17 protein-coding genes, 2 tRNA genes and 1 riboswitch are annotated in these 18,347 nt (G+C 74.7%); of the genes, 14 read left to right on the top strand and 5 right to left on the bottom strand.

What is annotated here, in order from left to right; all coding sequences use genetic code 11:
* Nucleotides 1-6: 6 nt before the first annotated feature.
* Nucleotides 7-80, bottom strand: a tRNA-Pro gene (locus NXY84_RS08290).
* Between the two features lie 125 nt (nucleotides 81-205).
* On the opposite strand from NXY84_RS08290, the gene NXY84_RS08285 reads away from it, so the two are divergent.
* Nucleotides 206-279 (top strand) — tRNA-Gly (locus tag NXY84_RS08285).
* Between the two features lie 7 nt (nucleotides 280-286).
* Here the strand turns inward: NXY84_RS08285 and NXY84_RS08280 are convergent.
* Nucleotides 287-1,171 carry a LysR family transcriptional regulator ArgP gene (locus NXY84_RS08280; RefSeq protein ID WP_258726618.1) on the bottom strand — a complete coding sequence of 295 codons (885 nt, stop codon included), beginning with the start codon at nucleotides 1,169-1,171 and terminating at the stop codon, nucleotides 287-289.
* 98 nt (nucleotides 1,172-1,269) lie between these two features.
* On the opposite strand from NXY84_RS08280, the gene NXY84_RS08275 reads away from it, so the two are divergent.
* The 12 genes from NXY84_RS08275 to NXY84_RS08220 all read left to right on the top strand — a co-directional run bounded on the left by NXY84_RS08275 (nucleotide 1,270) and on the right by NXY84_RS08220 (nucleotide 14,765).
* Entirely contained in the window at nucleotides 1,270-1,884 is a 615-nt protein-coding gene (locus tag NXY84_RS08275; protein WP_258726617.1) for a LysE/ArgO family amino acid transporter, read from the top strand.
* Nucleotides 1,885-1,947: 63 nt separating this feature from the next.
* Nucleotides 1,948-2,577, top strand: coding sequence for an SGNH/GDSL hydrolase family protein (locus tag NXY84_RS08270; protein WP_258726616.1), 630 nt, complete (start codon nucleotides 1,948-1,950; stop codon nucleotides 2,575-2,577).
* A 322-nt stretch (nucleotides 2,578-2,899) separates the two neighbouring features.
* Nucleotides 2,900-2,974, top strand: a riboswitch (cyclic di-GMP riboswitch).
* Between the two features lie 14 nt (nucleotides 2,975-2,988).
* Nucleotides 2,989-3,951, top strand: a complete 963-nt coding sequence (locus NXY84_RS08265; protein ID WP_258726615.1) for a hypothetical protein — start codon at nucleotides 2,989-2,991, stop codon at nucleotides 3,949-3,951.
* 623 nt (nucleotides 3,952-4,574) lie between these two features.
* Nucleotides 4,575-5,510 (top strand): cysteine synthase A, encoded by a 936-nt coding sequence (cysK, locus tag NXY84_RS08260; protein ID WP_258726614.1) that lies wholly within the window; start codon nucleotides 4,575-4,577, stop codon nucleotides 5,508-5,510.
* Nucleotides 5,511-5,512: 2 nt separating this feature from the next.
* A complete protein-coding gene (gene epsC / locus NXY84_RS08255; RefSeq protein WP_258726613.1) occupies nucleotides 5,513-6,097 on the top strand; it encodes a serine O-acetyltransferase EpsC in 585 nt (194 codons plus the stop codon).
* Between the two features lie 107 nt (nucleotides 6,098-6,204).
* Nucleotides 6,205-7,233 (top strand): LLM class F420-dependent oxidoreductase, encoded by a 1,029-nt coding sequence (locus tag NXY84_RS08250; protein ID WP_258726612.1) that lies wholly within the window; start codon nucleotides 6,205-6,207, stop codon nucleotides 7,231-7,233.
* Between the two features lie 524 nt (nucleotides 7,234-7,757).
* Nucleotides 7,758-8,612 carry an ABC transporter ATP-binding protein gene (locus NXY84_RS08245; protein WP_258726611.1) on the top strand — a complete coding sequence of 285 codons (855 nt, stop codon included), beginning with the start codon at nucleotides 7,758-7,760 and terminating at the stop codon, nucleotides 8,610-8,612.
* Nucleotides 8,613-8,667: 55 nt separating this feature from the next.
* Nucleotides 8,668-9,717: an aliphatic sulfonate ABC transporter substrate-binding protein gene (locus NXY84_RS08240; RefSeq protein WP_258726610.1), complete on the top strand. Its 1,050-nt coding sequence runs from the start codon at nucleotides 8,668-8,670 to the stop codon at nucleotides 9,715-9,717.
* Nucleotides 9,718-9,824: 107 nt separating this feature from the next.
* Nucleotides 9,825-10,772, top strand: coding sequence for an ABC transporter permease (locus NXY84_RS08235; RefSeq protein ID WP_258726609.1), 948 nt, complete (start codon nucleotides 9,825-9,827; stop codon nucleotides 10,770-10,772).
* Nucleotides 10,769-12,880, top strand: coding sequence for an acetate--CoA ligase (gene acs / locus NXY84_RS08230; RefSeq protein ID WP_258726608.1), 2,112 nt, complete (start codon nucleotides 10,769-10,771; stop codon nucleotides 12,878-12,880). The genes NXY84_RS08235 and acs overlap by 4 nt, the downstream gene beginning before the upstream one ends.
* Nucleotides 12,877-14,187: an O-acetylhomoserine aminocarboxypropyltransferase/cysteine synthase family protein gene (locus tag NXY84_RS08225; protein ID WP_258726607.1), complete on the top strand. Its 1,311-nt coding sequence runs from the start codon at nucleotides 12,877-12,879 to the stop codon at nucleotides 14,185-14,187. The genes acs and NXY84_RS08225 overlap by 4 nt, the downstream gene beginning before the upstream one ends.
* Nucleotides 14,184-14,765: a CoA-binding protein gene (locus tag NXY84_RS08220; protein ID WP_258726606.1), complete on the top strand. Its 582-nt coding sequence runs from the start codon at nucleotides 14,184-14,186 to the stop codon at nucleotides 14,763-14,765. Before NXY84_RS08225 ends, NXY84_RS08220 begins: the two co-directional genes overlap by 4 nt.
* A gap of 92 nt (nucleotides 14,766-14,857) precedes the next feature.
* On the opposite strand, the gene NXY84_RS08215 is transcribed toward NXY84_RS08220, so the two are convergent.
* Entirely contained in the window at nucleotides 14,858-15,193 is a 336-nt protein-coding gene (locus NXY84_RS08215; protein WP_258726605.1) for an MGMT family protein, read from the bottom strand.
* 16 nt (nucleotides 15,194-15,209) lie between these two features.
* Nucleotides 15,210-16,307 (bottom strand): PP2C family protein-serine/threonine phosphatase, encoded by a 1,098-nt coding sequence (locus NXY84_RS08210; protein WP_258726604.1) that lies wholly within the window; start codon nucleotides 16,305-16,307, stop codon nucleotides 15,210-15,212.
* Between the two features lie 94 nt (nucleotides 16,308-16,401).
* Here NXY84_RS08210 and NXY84_RS08205 point away from each other — a divergent pair, with 94 nt between their 5' ends.
* A complete protein-coding gene (locus NXY84_RS08205) occupies nucleotides 16,402-17,667 on the top strand; it encodes a GNAT family N-acetyltransferase (RefSeq protein ID WP_258726603.1) in 1,266 nt (421 codons plus the stop codon).
* 72 nt (nucleotides 17,668-17,739) lie between these two features.
* Here the strand turns inward: NXY84_RS08205 and NXY84_RS08200 are convergent, their stop codons facing one another.
* Complete coding sequence (locus NXY84_RS08200; RefSeq protein WP_258726602.1) at nucleotides 17,740-18,189, bottom strand: ribose-5-phosphate isomerase; 450 nt, start codon at nucleotides 18,187-18,189, stop codon at nucleotides 17,740-17,742.
* Between the last annotated feature and the right edge of the window lie 158 nt (nucleotides 18,190-18,347).

Raw genomic sequence — 18,347 nt, 5'->3', positions numbered from 1 at the left:
CACGAGTCGGGATGGCGGGATTCGAACCCACGACCTTCCGCTCCCAAAGCGGACGCGCTACCAACCTGCGCCACATCCCGTGCGGGCCGAGTCTAGTGGCGCCGCGGGCGGGCAGGGCCGCGCGGGCCGGGGCGGGACGGGCGCGTCGCACGGCGCTGCGCGGAGCCGCTAACCTGGGGCCGCTGGTCCGGCGTGAGCCGGCCGTGCGGGTGTAGCTCAATGGTAGAGCCCCAGTCTTCCAAACTGGCTACGCGAGTTCGATTCTCGTCACCCGCTCCACCCCTGCCTACCGGCGCAGCTCGACGCCCGCGTGGTCGACGACGCGCCCCGTCAGCACCCCCAGCCAGTGCGAGCCGACCTTCCAGTGCTGCCAGTACAGCGGCACGTCGAGGTGGTGCCCCGCGGCGAGCTCGACGAGGTCGCCCCGCGAGACGCCGGCCCGTGCGGCCTGCTCGGGCACCATCCCCCAGCCCAGACCGCGCGCGACCAGCTCGACGAACGCGTGGTTCGACGGCACGAGGTGCCGCGGCGGGTCGACGCGGCGCCCGGTGACCTGCGCCGCGAAGCGGTCCTGCAGCGCGTCCTTGCCGGTGAATGCGAGCAGCGGGGCACGCCCGAGCGCCTCGGGCGCCGGCCCGTCCGGGAGCCACCGCGCGACGAAGCCCGGGGCGGCGACGGCGAGGTACCGCATGTCGCCGAGGTGGTGCACGCGGCAGCCCTGCACGGGGGCGCTGTCGGTCGTCACCGCGGCCATGACCGAGCCCTCGCGCAGCAGCGCCGCCGAGTGGTCCTGGTCCTCGCGGCGCACGTCGAGCAGGACGTGCGCCGGGAGGCCCGCGAGCACCGGCGGGAACCACGTGGACAGCGAGTCGGCGTTGACGGCGATCGCGAGCCGGACGTGCGCGTCCGGGTCGTCGCCCCCGAGGACGCCCGCGGCCTCCGCCTCCAGCACGCTCCACTCGCGCGCGAGGCGGAGCAGGGCGCGGCCCGGGACGGTGGGCTCGCACGGCCGGGCCCGCCGCACGACGACGTGGCCGGCGGCCCGCTCGAGCGCCTTGATGCGCTGGCTCACGGCGGACGGCGTGACGTTCAGCGCCCGCGCCGCGCCCTCGAAGCTGCCCTCGTCGACCACGGCGGCGAGCGCCTTGAGCTGCGCGGGGTCCAGGTCCATGAAGCGATGCTAACGATCCGTGCGGATGATTCGCTGGTCTGCACGCGCCAGGCTGCCTACCGTCGGGCCATGGCTTCCTCGCACCTCCGGGCCCACCCGTGAGCGCCTCCGCGCCCGCCGACGCGCTCGTCGGCCTCGTGACGGGCCTCGGCCTCATCGTGGCGATCGGCGCGCAGAACGCGTTCGTGCTCCGGCAGGGCCTGCGCCGCGAGCACGTGCTCGGCGTCGTGCTGGTGTGCGCGCTCGCCGACGCCGCGCTCGTCACCGCGGGCGTCGCCGGACTGGGACCGGTGCTCACGGCTCACGAGACGGTCATGACCGCCGTGCGGTACGGCGGTGCGGCGTTCCTCGGCTGGTTCGCGATCAGCGCCGCACGCCGCGCGCTGCGGCCCGCGACGCTGCAGCCCGCCGCGGACGACGCCCCGGGCGGACGCGCCCGCGTGCTGCTCACGTGCGCCGCCCTGACGTTCCTCAACCCGCACGTGTACCTCGACACCGTGGTGCTGCTCGGCTCGGTCGCGCACCAGCAGGACCGGCCGTGGGCCTTCGCCGCCGGGGCGGTCGCCGCGAGCATCGGCTGGTTCGTCACGCTCGGCTTCGGGGCGGGCCGGCTCGCCCCGCTGTTCGCGCGGCCGCGCGCGTGGCAGGTCCTCGACGCCCTCGTCGCGGTCGTGATGGCGGCGCTCGCGGTCTCGCTCGTGGTCGCCGCCTGACCGGCCTCGTCGACGGCGCCCGACCGGCTTGTCCGTCCCGGGCGCCTGTGCTGCACTCCGGGCATGACGCTTCTCGAGGCGGGCGACCGCATCCTCTTGACCGGCGACTCCATCACCGACGGGGGCCGCGACCGCCGCGACCCGGCGAGCCTCGGGCACGGGTACGCGATGCTCGTCGCCGCGCTCGCCGGCGCGCGGCGGCCCGACCTGGGCCTGACGTTCCTCAACCGCGGGGTCGGCGGGGACACCGCGCGCCAGCTGCGGGACCGCTGGGAGGCCGACGCCCTCGCGCTCGAGCCGACGGTGATCTCGGTGCTCGTCGGCATCAACGACACGTGGCGCCGCTACGACGCGGGTCGCTCCACGTCGGTCGACGCGTACGAGGAGGACTACCGCGCGATGCTCGACTCCGCGCGCGACCGCCTCGGCGCACGTCTGGTGCTCGTCGAGCCGTTCGTCGTGCCCGTCGAGGAGGCGCAGCACGGCTGGCGCGAGGACCTCGACCCGCGCATCGGGGTCGTCCGCCGGCTCGCCGCGGAGTTCCGCGCGACGCTCGTGCCGGCCGACGGCCTGTTCGCCGCAGCCTCCGTCCGCACCACGCCGGCCGCGTGGGCGTACGACGGCGTGCACCCCACCCCCGCCGGGCACGGCCTGCTCGCCCAGGCGTGGCTCGACGCCCTCGGGCTCCGCTGAGGGCCCTGCAGGGGCACCGGCGGACGAGCGCCCGCACCACCCCTCCGGGTGCACCCGTCCGTGAATGCGACGGCGCTGTCGATATCGACCGCAAACGGATGTTCCGGACTCCTCGCGACCGCGGCGTGGAGCCGTTCCGAAACTTGTCGAAAACAACGCCTTCTTGCGCATTCTCACGCCCGTGACCTGCACGATCGCCCCGATCCGCACGGGCCGATATCACCGACACCGGAGCGCCGCCGCCCGGTCGGCGATCTTTCACCCGCCTGCCGTGCGCTGTGACTCTTGTCGCACGCGGTCGCGACCGCATACGGTCCTCCTGTCCACGAAAAGGCAAAGCTGCCGCGAGGCAGTGACGCAAAGCCATGGGACCCACGAGGTTCGCCAGGCTGCCGAACGACGGAGAATCCAGTGCTCAATGCAGTCCGTAGCTTCCGCGCGCCCATCGACGCCACGGCCGGTCGTGACGACCGCCGCACGTCCCGCCGCCGGGCCCGCTCGCTCGCCCTCGTCGCCGGCCTGAGCGTCGCCGCGACGCTCGCCGCGACCGTCCCCGCGTCGGCCGTCGGCGTCGCGCCGACCGCGCTCGACATCCCGGTCCTCAGCAACGCCGGTCCCGACACGACGGGCGTGCCGGCCGGCACGGTCCTCAAGGTCGTCACCGGTGACCTGGTCGTCACCACGCCGGGCGCCGTCGTCGACGCGGTCGACGTCCGCGGGTTCATCAAGGTCAAGGCGCCGAACGTCACGATCAAGCGCTCGATCGTCCGCGGCCGCCCGATCACCGGCAGCTTCGGCCTCATCACCAACGATCTCGGGGCGCACCCCTTCACGGTCGAGGACAGCGAGCTGGTCGCGACCGAGGCCTCGCCGTGGATCAACGGGATCATCGGCCACAACTTCACGGTCCGCCGCACCGAGATCGCCAACGTCATCGACTCGGTCCACATCACCGGCTCGAACGTGCTCGTCGAGAGCTCGTGGCTCCACGCCAACCTGTTCTACGCGCAGGACCCGAACCAGAAGGGCGGCCCGAGCCACGCCGACAGCGTGCAGATCCAGGGCGGCTCGAACATCCGGATCGTGCGCAACAACATCGAGGGTGCGTACTCCTCCGCCGTCCAGACGACGCAGGACCGCGCCGCGGTGTCCGACGTGACCATCCGCGACAACCGGATCGGCGGCGGTGGGTGCACCGTCAACGTGGCGTACGGCAGCCGCCCGGCCATCGTGGGTCTCGCCGTCACGAACAACGTCTTCCGGCTCGACACGCGGCACACGCGCTGCGCGATCATCGCCCCGAGCACGAACACGATCGGGAACGTCGACAACTACTTCACGGACGGCGCGGCGGTGAAGATCTCCCGCGGCTGACGCAGGACGGCACGGCCTCTCGCTGAGGGGGCACGCACGGCGAGCGGTGCACGGGTCTCCCGTGCACCGCTCGTCGTGCGTCGTGCGTCGTGCGTCGTGCGTCGTGCGTCGTGCGTCGTGCGTCGTGCGTCGTGCGCCGTGCGCCGCGAGTCGTGCGTCTGTGTCGCGGCACCGTCGCGGGTGATGTCCCGCGCCTCGGGCATGCTTTGCACCGCGGGGACGTTGTCGATAGCGTCAGCGCGTCCATGACCGACCGGGAGGAGAGGTGACCGTGCTGCTCCGCCGCGCGTCCGTCACCGCCCTGGTCCCGTGCGAGGCCTCGTGCGCCCGGCTCGACCGGGTCGCCGCCGCCTGCTGTCGCTGTCACTAGAGCGCTGGCCGCTCCCGCTGCCCCGGCAGCGGGAGGCCCGCACGGGCACATCCCCCCGCGCCAGCGCTCGCCCCACGCGCCGCCCCGGTTGTTCCCGGCGCTCGGCGGTTCCCCGGCAGCGTGCCCTGCGCCCTGCCGCCCGGCCGGACGACGAGCCCACCCCCCGGCGCGCGACCCCGGAGCCCTCCCGGTCCCCCGGCTCACCTCCCCCACCCCGCCACGCCCCCCGTGGCCCCGCACAGACGAGGACGACATGGCCCGCATCTACGACGACGCGACGCAGCTCATCGGCAACACCCCCCTGGTCCGCATCAACAAGCTGACCGAGGGCGCCGGTGCCACGGTGGTCGGCAAGCTCGAGTTCTACAACCCGGCGAGCTCGGTCAAGGACCGCATCGGCGTCGCGATCATCGACGCCGCCGAGGCGTCGGGCGAGCTGCCCGCGGGCGGCACGATCGTCGAGGCGACCAGCGGCAACACCGGCATCGCGCTCGCGTTCGTCGGCGCGGCTCGCGGGTACAAGGTCGTCCTGACGATGCCCGAGACCATGTCGAAGGAGCGCCGGGCGCTGCTGCGGGCGTACGGCGCCGAGCTCATCCTGACGCCCGGCTCCGAGGGCATGAAGGGCGCGGTCAACCGCGCGAACGAGATCGCCGCGGAGCGTCCGGGCGCCGTGCTCGCCCGCCAGTTCGCGAACGCCGCCAACCCGGCGATCCACCGCGCGACGACCGCCGAGGAGATCTGGGCCGACACCGACGGCAAGGTCGACATCTTCGTCGCCGGGATCGGCACGGGCGGGACCATCACGGGCGTCGGCCAGGTGCTCAAGGAGCGCAACCCCGACATCCAGATCATCGCGGTCGAGCCGGAGGAGTCGCCGATCCTCAACGGCGGCCAGCCGGGGCCGCACAAGATCCAGGGCATCGGCGCGAACTTCGTCCCCGAGATCCTCGACACGTCGGTCTACGACGAGGTGTTCGACGTCAACGCCGAGACGGCCGTCCAGTGGGCGCGCCGCGCGGCGAAGGAGGAGGGGCTCCTCGTCGGCATCTCCTCCGGCGCGGCGCTCTACGCCGCCGTCCAGGTCGCCAAGCGCCCCGAGAACGCCGGCAAGCTGATCGTGACGATCATCCCGTCGTTCGGCGAGCGCTACCTGACGTCGATCCTCTACGCCGACCTGCTGGACTGACCGTGCCCTCGCTCACCCGCTTCCTCCGTGTCCTGCGCGAGGACCTCGACGTCGCGCGGCGCCGTGACCCCGCGGCCCGCTCGCTCGCCGAGGTCGCCCTCGGCTACCCGGGGGTGCACGCGGTGTGGGCGTACCGGCTGTTCCACCGCATGTGGCGCGAGCCCGGCCTGAGGCTGCCCGCGCGCCTGCTCTCGCAGGCGACGCGGGCGGCCACGGGCATCGAGATCCACCCCGGCGCGCGGCTCGGGCGCCGGCTGTTCATCGACCACGGCATGGGTGTCGTGATCGGCGAGACGGCGGTCGTGGGCGACGACGTCGTCCTCTTCCACGGCGCGACGCTCGGGGGCCGCACGATGCGCGTCGGCAAGCGGCACCCGACGCTCGGCAACGAGGTCGTGGTGGGCGCCGGCGCCAAGATCCTGGGCCCGGTCTGGATCGGCGACGGCGCGCAGATCGGCGCGAACGCGGTCGTGGTCAAGGACGTGCCGGCGGGCTCGGTCGCCGTCGGCGTCCCGGCCGAGGTGCGTCGCCGGCCCGCGGCGTGGACGACCGAGGAGATCGTGGACGACCCGGCGATCTACATCTGACGGCGTCGTGGCGCACCTGACCGGCACCTGATTTGGCCGGTCGCGACCTGACAGACTCCTCCCCGGGCGCGACGAGGCGCCCGCACGAGGCAGGGACGAGGGACGCGATGCGACTGGGTTACCACACGGGCTACTGGTCGGCGGGTCCGCCCCCGGGCGCGCAGGAGGCGGTGCTCGCAGCCGAGCAGCTCGGGTTCGACTCGGTCTGGACGGCAGAGGCGTACGGGTCGGACGCCCTGACCCCGCTCGCCTGGTGGGGGGCCCGGACCTCGCGCATCCGGCTCGGCACCGCGATCGCGCAGATCTCGGCGCGCACCCCGACCGCGGCCGCGATGGCGGCCCTCACGCTCGACCACCTGTCCGGTGGGCGGTTCACGCTCGGCCTCGGGGCGTCCGGGCCCCAGGTCGTCGAGGGCTGGTACGGCCAGCCCTACCCCCGCCCGCTCGCCCGCACCCGCGAGTACGTCGAGGTCGTCCGCCAGGTGCTCGCCCGCGAGGCGCCGGTGACCTACGACGGCGCGTTCTACCAGCTGCCGCTCCAGGGCGGCGCGGGCCTCGGCAAGGCCCTGCGCTCCACGGTGCACCCGCTGCGCGCCGACCTGCCGGTCCACCTCGCCGCCGAGGGGCCGAAGAACGTCGCCCTCTCCGCCGAGATCGCGGACGGCTGGCTGCCGCTGTTCTACTCCCCGCGCATGGACGCGACCTACCGCGAGCTGCTCGCGGACGGCTTCGCGCGGCGCAGGGCGGGGTCGCGTCCCGCCGAGGAGTTCGAGGTGACCGCGACGGTGCCCGTCGTGCTGGACGACGACGTCGAGCGCGCGGCCGACCGGGTCCGGCCGTTCATCGCGCTCTACGCGGGCGGGATGGGCGCCAAGGGCGCGAACTTCCACCGTGACGTGCTCGACCGGCTCGGGTACGCGGAGGCGTGCGACGAGATCCAGGCGCACTTCCTCGCCGGCGACCGCGCGCGGGCGACGGCGGCCGTGCCGCTCGAGCTCGTGCAGGACGTCGCGCTCGTCGGGCCGGCGGAGGAGATCCGGGACCGGCTGCCGTCGTGGCGGAGCACCGCGATCACGACTCTGCTCGTGCAGGCGGACCCGCGCGCGCTCGCGGAGATCGCGGCGCTGCTCGCCTGACCTGCGCGCACGCGGTCGGGCGTGCGAGCCGCGTGCGTGTGCCGGGCTGCGGCCCGGGCCGCCGACCACGCCGCCCGGGGACCCCTGCGCCGTGACGGAGACCGTCACGGCCGATCGGTGCTGCCCTCCGGACGCACCCCTCGCGACGCCACCCGAGCGGGTGATGTCGGCAGCGGCCCGCGTGGACCGGGTTGGCCGCGGGGGCGAAGGGGCGCTACTGTCGGGCCGTTCCCACTGTGTGGGAAGGGTGTCCCAACATGTGGACACCCGACGACGACGAGAGGCAGGCTCGTGGCGCAGCGCACCATGCCCGTCCCGTCGCACGTCGCCGCGACGAGCTGTCGCGCGTGCTGTTGTCCGCAGCCGCACCGCAGCCGCGCCTGACGGGTCCGCCCGCCCAGACCCTCCCGGTCCCCGACCGGCGCGCCCGCCGGTGCACCACAGCCCGCAGCTCCCCAGCACGCGTGCACCCGGCCGGCGCCCCACCCGTCCCGGAGCCCGTGCCCGACTCCCCCAGGACGGTCATGGCCCTCACCGCCTCCCTCGCGAGCCGCGCGCCCCGCGCCGCGGGCGCCCACCCCGTCGCGCTGCGCGGCGTGAGCCGCACCTTCCCCACCGCGACCGGCCCGCGCGTCGTGCTGCACGCCGTGGACCTCGAGCTCGCCGCCGGGGAGATCGTCGCCATCATCGGCCCCTCGGGCTGCGGCAAGTCGACCCTCCTGCGCCAGGTGGCCGGGCTCGACGTGCCGGACGCCGGTCAGATCCTGCTCGACGGCAGCCCCGTCGCGGGCGTCGACACCCGCACCGCCGTGGCCTTCCAGGAACCGCGCCTGCTGCCCTGGCGCACGCTCAGCCAGAACGTCGCGCTCGGGCTGCCGCGCGGCACCGAGCGGGCGGCGGGCGCCCGCCGGGTCGCCGAGCTGCTCGACCTCGTCGGGCTCGCGTCCTCCGCGGGGCTGCGGCCACGTCAGGTCTCGGGCGGCATGGCGCAGCGCGCGTCGCTCGCCCGGGCGCTCGCCCGCAACCCCGGGGTGCTCCTGCTCGACGAGCCGTTCGGCGCCCTGGACGCCCTGACCCGCCTCAAGATGCAGGACCTCCTGCTCGAGGTCCACGCCGCCGAGCCGACGACCGTGCTGCTCGTGACGCACGACGTCGAGGAGGCCCTCTACCTCGCCGACCGGGTCGTGCTGCTCGCGACCCTCGCCGCCGCGGACGCCGGGACCGGCTCCGTCCGCTCGGTCATCACCGTGCCCGGCGAGCGGCCGCGCGACCGCGCCGACCACGTGCTCGCAGAGCTGCGCGCCGAGCTGCTCGAGGGCCTCGGCGTCCCGACCCACCACCGCGCGCCCGGCGACCCGGACCTGCACCACTCCATCTGACCCCCGCTCCCCCACCGGCGCCGTCCCCCGCGGCGCACCACCCGAGAGAGAGACCATGAAGATCCGTACCGCACTGCCCGCCGCCGCCCTCGTCACCGTGCTGGCCACGAGCGTGCTGAGCGGCTGCGTCGCGGGCGAGGGCGCCGCCGCCGAGCCCGACGACGCGGGCACGCCCGCGGCCGACGCCGGGTGGAGCGACACCGAGCTCACCCTCGACTTCGCGACCTACAACCCGCTGAGCCTCGTCATCAAGGAGCAGGGCTGGATCGAGGAGACCCTCGGCGACGACGTGACCGTCACCTGGGTCCAGTCGGCCGGCTCGAACAAGGCCAACGAGGCGCTGCGCGCCGGTGCCGTCGACGTCGGCTCGACCGCCGGCTCCGCGGCGCTGCTCGCCCGCGCGAACGGCTCGCCGATCAAGGTCATCGACATCTACTCCCAGCCCGAGTGGGCGGCCATCGTCGTGCCCGCGGGCTCGGACATCACCGACGTGAAGCAGCTCGCCGGCAAGTCGGTCGCCGCGACCAAGGGCACCGACCCGTACTTCTTCCTGCTGCAGTCGCTCGAGGAGGCCGGCGTCCCGCTCGCCGACGTCGAGGTGCAGAACCTCCAGCACGCCGACGGCAAGGCCGCCCTCGAGAACGGCAGCGTCCAGGCGTGGTCCGGGCTCGACCCGCTCATGGCCGCGAGCGAGGCGACCGCCGGCTCGAAGCTCATCTACCGCAACATCGACTTCAACACCTACGGCTTCCTCAACGCGACCGAGGAGTTCCTCACCGAGAACCCGGACCTCGCGCAGGTCGTCGTCGACGCGTACGAGAAGGCGCGCGCGTGGGCCGAGGAGAACCCCGAGGAGGTCGCCGCGATCCTCGCCGAGGTCGCCGCGATCGACCCGGCCGTCGCCACGACGGTCATCACCGAGCGCACCAACCTCGCGGTCGACCCGGTCCCCGGCGACGCGCAGCGTGAGGTGCTCGAGGTCGTCGGCCCGATCTTCGTCGAGTCCGGCGACGTCGCGAGCCAGGACCTCATCGACGACGCGCTCGACGCGCTCCTCGAGCCGGCGTTCGCCGAGAAGGCCGACCCGAGCACGATCGCGGACTGACCGTCGGGGCCGTCCCCGCGCCGCCGCAGCGGCGCGCGGACGGCCCTCCTCGCGACCCCCGGGCCGCACCCGTGCACGACCCCGCACCCGCACCACCAGGAGCACTCATGACCATCCCCGGCAGCCTCGGGACGGGACCGGTGACCGACGACGAGGACGGGCCCCGCGCGCGCCTCGACCCGCTCCCGTCCTCCCCTGCTGCGGGCACGTCCCGCCCGGACGCGCCCGGACCGGTCGGCGCGGGCTCCGGCGTCGCGCTCGCGGGTGCCTCGCCGGCGCGCGCGCACCGCCGTCCCGCGCTCTCGCGGGCCTGGGTCCGCGCCGCCCTGGGCGCCGTGCTCCCGCTCACGCTGCTCGGCGTCTGGCACGCCGTGACGACGACCGGCCTCGTGCCCGCCTACCAGCTGCCGGCCCCGGCGTCGGTGTGGACGGCGGCGGTCGACCTCGCCGAGCGCGGTCAGCTCGCGCAGTACACCGCGATCTCGACGCAGCGGGTGCTGCTCGGCTTCGCGATCGGCGGCAGCCTCGGGCTCCTGGTGGGCGCGCTCGTCGGCCTCTCGCGCGTCGCGAGCGCGCTGCTCGCGCCCACGATCGGCGCCGTCCGCGCCGTGCCGTCGCTCGCCTGGATCCCGCTGCTCATCCTCTGGATGAAGATCGGCGAGGAGTCCAAGATCACCCTCATCGCGATCGGGGCGTTCTTCCCCGTCTACACGACCGTCGCGGCCGCGCTGCGGCACGTCGACCCGCACCTCGTCGAGGTCGGTCGCGCGTACGGCCTGCGCGCGGTGTCGCTCTTCAGCCGGGTCCAGCTGCCCGCGGTGCTGCCGTCGATGGTCTCGGGGCTGCGCCTCGCGCTCGCGCAGTCCTGGCTCTTCCTCGTCGCCGCGGAGCTCATCGCGTCGTCGATGGGGCTCGGGTTCCTGCTGATGGACTCGGGCAACAACGGCCGGATCGACCGGCTGCTGCTCGCGATCGTCCTGCTCGCCGTGCTCGGGAAGATCACCGACTCGCTGCTCGGCCTCGCCGAGAAGCACCTGCTCCGGAGGTGGTCGTGACGACCGGCACCGACACCGTGACGACCCACGCGCGCGAGCGCTCCTACCCCGCCCCGGCGTCGTTCTCCGCGCATGCCCAGGTCGGCCCGGCCGAGCACGCCCGGCTCGCCGAGTCCGCCGACGCGGACCCGGTCGCGTTCTGGGAGGACGCCGCCCGGCGGCTGCAGTGGGACACCCCGTGGCACACCGCGCACACGTGGTCGCCGGCCGTCCCCACGAGCGACGACCCCGACGCGCCGCTGAGCGTCCCCGAGGCGCGCTGGTTCCTCGGCGGGACGCTCAACGTCGCGGTGAACTGCGTCGACCGGCACGTCGCCGCCGGCAAGGGTGACAAGGTCGCGCTGTTCTTCGAGGGCGAGCCGGGCGACCGCCGGGCGGTGACCTACGCCGAGCTGCAGCGCGAGGTGGCCTGCGCGGCGAACGCGCTCACCGCGCTCGGCGTCGGGACGGGCGACCGCGTCGTCGTCTACCTGCCCGTCCTCGTCGAGACCGTGGTCGTGACGCTCGCGATCGCCCGGATCGGCGCGATCCACTCGCTCGTCTTCGGCGGGTTCTCCGCGGAGGCCGTGCGGTTCCGGCTCCAGGACACCGGCGCGAAGCTGCTCGTGACGTCCGACGGCCAGTTCCGCCGCGGCGTCGCGACGCCGACCAAGGCGACCGCGGACCGGGCCGCCGAGGGGCTCGACACCCTCGAGCACGTGCTCGTGGTGCGCCGCACCGGCGACGCGACGCCCGACGTGCCGTGGACCGAGGGCCGCGACGTCTGGTGGCACGACGTGGTCGGCGCGGCGAGCGACGTCCACGAGGCCGAGTCGTTCGACTCGGAGACCCCGCTCTTCATCATCTACACGTCCGGCACGACCGGGCGGCCCAAGGGGCTCGTGCACACCGCGGGCGGCTACCTCACGCAGGCGTCGTGGTCGCACTGGCTGCACTTCGACGCGCGCGACGACGACGTGCACTGGTGCACCGCGGACCTCGCCTGGGTCACCGCGCACACGTACGAGATCTACGGCCCGCTGTCCAACGGCCTGACGCAGGTGATCTACGAGGGCGTCCCGAACGCCCCGCACCAGGAGCGCCACCTCGAGATCATCGAGCGCTACGGCGTCACGGTGTACTACACCGCGCCGACCCTGATCCGGACGTTCATGACGTGGTTCGGCAACGACGTGCCCGCCGGGCACGACCTGTCCTCGGTCCGGCTGCTCGGCAGCGTCGGCGAGGCGATCAACCCCGAGGCGTGGGCGTGGTTCCACCGCAACCTCGGCCGCGGCGAGGCGCCGGTCGTCGACACGTGGTGGCAGTCGGAGACGGGCGCGGCGATCGTCGCTCCCGTGCCCGGCGTGTCGACGCTCAAGCCCGGCTCGGCCACCCGGCCGTCGCTCGGGGTCTCGGCCCGCGTGGTCGACGAGGCGGGCGAGCGGAGCGCGCCGGGCGAGCAGGGCTTCCTCGTGCTGGACCGCACCTGGCCGGCGATGGCCCGCACCATCTGGAACGACCCCGAGCGGTACCGCGACGCGTACTGGTCCCGGTACGCCGCGCAGGGCTGGTTCTTCGCGGGCGACGGCGCGCGGTACGACGAGGACGGCGACATCTGGCTGCTCGGCCGGGTCGACGAGGCGATCAACGTCTCGGGCCACCTGCTCTCGACGATCGAGATCGAGTCCGCGCTCGTCGCGCACGCGGCCGTGGGCGAGGCGGGCGTGACGGGAGTGCTGGACGCGCTCACCGGGCAGGGCATCGCCGCGTTCGTCGTGCCCACGACCCCGCCCGGGCCGGTCGAGGACGTCGCGGCGTGGCAGGCGGCGGCAGCGGCGCTGCGCGACGAGCTCCGCGCGCACGTCGCGACGGCCATCGGCCCGATCGCCAAGCCGCGCGACGTCGTCGTCGTCCCCGAGGTCCCCAAGACCCGCTCGGGCAAGATCCTGCGCCGCCTGCTCGCCCAGCTGTGGGACGGCGAGACACTGGGCGACACCACGTCGCTGCAGAACCCGTGGGCCGTCGAGGACATCGCCCGGATCCTGGGTACCGTGCAGCCGGGCACGCCGGCTGACGACGCGACCCACCCCCGCACGACCGAGGCCGAGGAGGCCCGCACCGCATGACCGACCACCGCTTCGGGTTCCGCACGCGCGCGCTGCACGCCGGGGCCATCCCCGACGCCGCGACCGGCGCGCGCGCCGTGCCGATCTACCAGTCGACGTCGTTCGTGTTCCAGGACACGACCGACGCCGCGACGCTGTTCGCGCTGCAGAAGTACGGCAACATCTACTCCCGCATCGGCAACCCCACGGTCGCCGCGTTCGAGGAGCGCATCGCCTCGCTCGAGGGCGGGATCGGCGCCGTGGCGACCGCGTCCGGCATGGCCGCCGAGTTCATCGTCTTCGCGGCGCTCGTCGGGGCCGGCGACCACGTCGTCGCGGCGGCCCAGCTCTACGGCGGCACCGTCACGCAGCTCGACGTGACGCTGCGCCGGTTCGGCGTCGAAACGACGTTCGTGCCCGGCACCGACCCCGCGGACTTCGCCGCGGCGATCCGCCCCGAGACCAAGGTCGTGTACGTCGAGTCCATCGCGAACCCGTCGGGCGAGATCGCCGACCTCGCCGGGCTCGCCGAGGTCGCGCACGCCGCCGGGGTCCCGCTCGTCGTCGACTCGACGCTCGCGACGCCGTACCTCCTGCGGCCGATCGAGCACGGCGCGGACATCGTCATCCACTCCGCGACCAAGTTCCTCGGCGGGCACGGCACGACGCTCGGCGGCGTCGTGGTCGAGTCGGGGCGGTTCGACTGGGGCAACGGGCGCTTCCCGCAGATGACCGAGCCCGTGCCGTCGTACGGCGGCGTGAGCTGGTGGGAGAACTTCGGGGAGTACGGCTTCCTCACCAAGCTGCGCAGCGAGCAGCTCCGCGACATCGGCCCCGCGCTGTCCGCGCAGTCCGCGTTCCAGCTGCTCCAGGGCGTCGAGACCCTGCCGCAGCGCCTCGACGCGCACCTCGCGAACGCCCACGCGGTCGCCCGGTGGCTCGAGGAGGACCCTCGCGTGTCCTACGTGAACTGGGCGGGGCTGCCGAGCCACCCGCACCACGAGCGCGCCGCGCACTACCTGCCCCAGGGACCGGGCTCGGTCTTCGCCTTCGGGCTGGCCGCGACGCCCGAGCGGGACGGCCGCGAGGTCGGCCGCCGGTTCATCGAGGCCCTGCAGCTCGCGAGCCACCTCGCGAACATCGGCGACGCGCGCACGCTCGTCATCCACCCCGCGTCCACGACGCACCAGCAGCTGAGCGCCGAGCAGCTCGTCGCCGCGGGCATCCCCGTGGACCTCGTGCGGCTCAGCGTCGGCATCGAGGACGTCGAGGACATCCTGTGGGACCTCGACCAGGCCCTCACCGAGGCGAGCGGAGCGACCCGATGAGCACCGTGATCCCCCCGGCCGGGGGCGGCGACGCCTGCGCGGTGCCGTCCACCACCGCGACAGCCGCGCCCGCCGACGCCGGAGCGCCCGCGCAGCCGGCCCGCACGTGGACGGGTCCGGGCGCGCAGGAGCGGCTCGCGCTCCTGCGGCGCACGCGTACGGTCGCGATCGTCGGGGCGTCGACGAACCCGGCGCGCGCGAGCTACTTCGTCTCGACATACCTGCTGTCGAGCTCGCCGTACGAGGTGTACTTCGTCAACCCGCGCGCGAGCGAGATCCTCGGCCGCCCGGTCTACCCGTCGCTCGCGGCGCTGCCGGTCGTGCCCGACCTCGTCGACGTGTTCCGCCGCCACGACGACCTCCCGAGCGTGCTCGACGAGACGCTCGCAGTCGGCGTGAAGGCCCTGTGGCTCCAGCTCGGCTCGTGGCACGAGGACGTCGCGCGGCGGGGCGAGGCCGCCGGGGTCCAGGTCGTCATGGACCGGTGCCTGAAGATCGAGCACGCGCGTTTCCACGGCGGCCTGCACCTCGCGGGCTTCGACACGGGCGTCATCAGCTCGCGGCGCGCCACGTCCTGACGGTCGACGTCCGGCGGCGGGCGGGTTCGACGACCGCGCGCACGACACGGCCCGACCCCTCGACCGACGCCCGCGCCGCAGAGGCGCGGGCGTCAGTCGTCGTCATCGGGGAACCAGATCGCCCGGCGCAGCGCGACGCGGGTGCCGTCGGCCGTGAGGGGCGTGCCCTCGGCGCCGAGCTGGTCGAGCGCCCGCCGGGTCGCGTGCACGGGCGGCCGGCCCGCGGCGTTCACGACGCGCCACCACGGCACGCCGCTGCCCGCGCGCGCGAGCACCTGACCGACCTGGCGCGGACCGCCGCGCGCCGTGCCGCCCGACGCCACGAGCCCGTCGGCGACGACCTCGGCGATCGTGCCGTAGGTCATCGCCCGGCCGGCCGGGATCCGCTCCACCAGGTCGAGGACGGCCTCGAGGTACTCCTCGTCCACGGTGCGCCTCCCCCGCTCAGTCGCGGTGCACGAGCACGAGGGCCCGGTCGTCGTTCTCGCCCGCGCGCACCTCGGCGAGCACGGCCTCCGCGCCTCCGCGCCGGGTCGCGAGGAGCTGCTCCGCGGCGCCCATGAGCCGGTCGATGCCCAGGTCGAGGTCGTAGCCGGGCATCTCGACGAGGCCGTCGGTGTACAGCAGCAGGACGTCCCCGTGGTCGAGCCGGCCCGACCGTGCCGTGTAGGTCACGCTGCCGACGACCCCCAGAGCCGGGCTGCCGACCGTGTCGACGACCTCGATGCGCCCCGAGCCGGCGTGCAGGTGCACCGCGGGCGGGTGCCCCGCCGACGCGATCCAGTACTCGCCCGTCCCGAGGTGCACCGCGACGTGCACCGCGGTCGCGAACCCCTCGTCCCACTCCTGGGAGAGCAGGTACTCGTTGGCTGCCCCGAGGAACTCCGTGCGCGGCATCGAGCCGAGCAGCCCGCCGAACGCGCCGGACAGCAGCAGCGACCGCACCCCCGCGTCCTGCCCCTTGCCGGAGACGTCGACGAGCACGATCTCGAGCTGGTCCCCGCGCTCGCGCTTCGTGGCGACCATGAAGTCCCCGGAGAACGCCTCGGCGTGCGCCGACCGGAGCGCGGTGTCGACGCGCCAGCCCGGCGGGAGCGGCGGGATGCGGCCGTGCGCCGCGAGGCGGTCGCGCAGGTCGACGAGCATGAGCTCGCCCGGCGCGCCCTGGAGGCCGAGCCGCGCCCGGGCCCGCGCGAACGACAGCACCGCGACCACCGAGATCGCGAGCACCACGAGCACCCCCGGGACGAGGGTCCGCAGACCGCTCGACCACAGCAGCACGATCTCCGCGAGGACGAAGCCGCACAGCACGGCCATCCCGCCGAAGCGCAGCAGGAACGCGCTCACGAGCAGGAGCAGCAGGAACGTCGCGGGCGGCACCCAGTCGGGGAACGTGAGCGCGCCCAGCACGACGAGGATGCTGACGCCGCTGAGCGCAGCGGTCAGGACCACCTGCGACTGCAGCCCGAGCCGGCGCTGCAGCGCGCTGAACCGGGCCCGGGCGGGCGCGCGGCCCCGGACGCGGCCCCCCGATGTCGTCACGTCGTGAGGGTATCCAGGGCGCACGTCCAGGGACAGGCGGACGCGGCCGGAATTGCACGTGACCTGCGCCGCCGCTCCACCCGAGGATGGGGGCATGACGTCTGCTCCCGCTGGTTACCGCGTCGTCGAGATCCCGGAGTCGCGCAAGGACGAGCTCCTCGAGGTCGACCACCTCGCGTTCGCGTTCGAGCCCGACGCCGAGACGTCCGCGCAGGTCCCGATGACCCTCGAGTGGGACCGGACCGTCGGCGTCGAGGCACCGGACGGCTCGCTCGCCGCCGTGCACGGCTCGTTCCGCCTCGTCCTGCCCGTGCCGGGCGGCTCCGTCCCGTGCGCGGGGCTGACGTGGGTCGGCACGCGGCCGGACCAGCGCCGGCGCGGGCTGCTGTCCACGATGGTCGACGCCCACTTCGCGCGGTCGCTGGCCCGCGGCGAGCCGGTGTCCGCGCTGTACGCCGCGGAGTCGGCGATCTACGGCCGGTTCGGCTACGGCAGCGCCGCCCAGAACGTGCGGCTGAACGTCCCGCGCGGCGCCGCGCTGCGCCCCGTCCCGGGCTCGGACGCCCTGGGCGTGCGGTACGAGAAGCTCGACCCGGACGTGCACGGACCGCTCGTGCAGCGCGTGCACGTCGCCGCGGGCGCGGGCCGGCCGGGCTGGATCACCCGGGACACCGACGCCCTGCGGCGCAAGCACCTGGCGGACCCGCCCGCGTGGCGCGACGGCGCCGAGCCGCTGCGCGTCGTCACGGCCCTCGACGGCGACGAGCCCCGCGGCTACGCGCTCCTGCGCCGGAAGGAGGTCTGGACGGACGGGCAGCCCTCGATGGTCGTGCGGATGCACGACCTCGCCGCGCTCGACGCGGCCGCCGCGCACCGCCTGTGGTCGGTCGTGCTCGACCTGGACCTGACCTCGGTCGTGGAGACCCCGATGCTCGCGGTGGACGACGCGCTCGTGCAGCTGCTCCTCGACCCGCGGGGCGCGCGACCGCGCGTCGCCGACAACCTGTGGCTGCGCGTCCTCGACGTGCGCGCGGCCCTCACCGCCCGCCGGTGGAGCGCTCCGGTCGACGTCGTGCTCGACGTGCAGGACGCCCGGCTGCCCGCGAACGCCGGGCGGTGGCGGGTGACCACCGGCGAGGTCGGCACCGACGGCACCTGGGACGCCCGTGTCGAGCCGACGGACGACCCGGCCGATCTCGCGCTCGACGTGCGCGAGCTCGGGGCCGCCTACCTCGGAGGCCGCGCGCTCGGTGCGCTGGGCCAGGCCGGCCTGGTCACCGAGCTCGTGCCCGGGACGCTGCACCGGGCGTCGACCGCGTTCGCGTGGCCGCTCGCACCGGTGTGCAGCTGGGCGTTCTGACCCGCGGCCGGTCGCGACGCGGGTCGAGCTGCGGGCGCGCCGCCGGTCGACGGAGGCTCGGTCGCCCGAGGGTCAGCGAGCGGCCTCGTACGCCGTGAGCAGGTCGATGCGGCGCTGGTGGCGCGGGTCGCCGCTGAAGGGCTCGGCGACGAAGGCCTCGACGAGCGCGACGGCGTCGTCGACCGGGTGCTGCCGCGCACCGATCGCGATCACGTTGGCGTCGTTGTGCTGGCGGCCCAGCTGCGCGGTCTCGGTGCTCCACGCGAGCACCGCACGCACGCCGGGCACCTTGTTCGCAGCGATCTGCTCGCCGTTGCCCGACCCGCCGATCACGATGCCGAGCGAGCCCGGCTCCGCGACGACGGCCTCGCCCGCCGCGAAGCACACCGGGGGGTAGTCGTCCTGCGCGTCGTACTCGTGCGCACCGTGGTCCACGACCTCGTGCCCCGCGGCCCGGAGGTGCTCGGTGAGGGCGGACTTGAGCTCGAAACCGGCGTGGTCGGCGGCGACGTGGATGCGCATGGGGCGATTCTGCCGCATCCCGGACCGGCCGCGCGGGAGCCGTCCGGGCCCGGTCCGCGCCCACGCCCGCGGACGCCCGGCGGGCTGCACGCCTCCAGCGAACACCGCGGCGCGGCCCGTCGCCGGTGAGCACCCCACGCCTACGCTGGGTGCGCCCC

This window comes from Cellulomonas sp. NS3 (assembly GCF_024757985.1).
GTDB lineage: Bacteria > Actinomycetota > Actinomycetes > Actinomycetales > Cellulomonadaceae > Cellulomonas_A.
The sequence above is the reverse complement of the archived record's forward strand: the minus strand, read 5'-3'. Positions and strand labels throughout refer to the sequence as shown.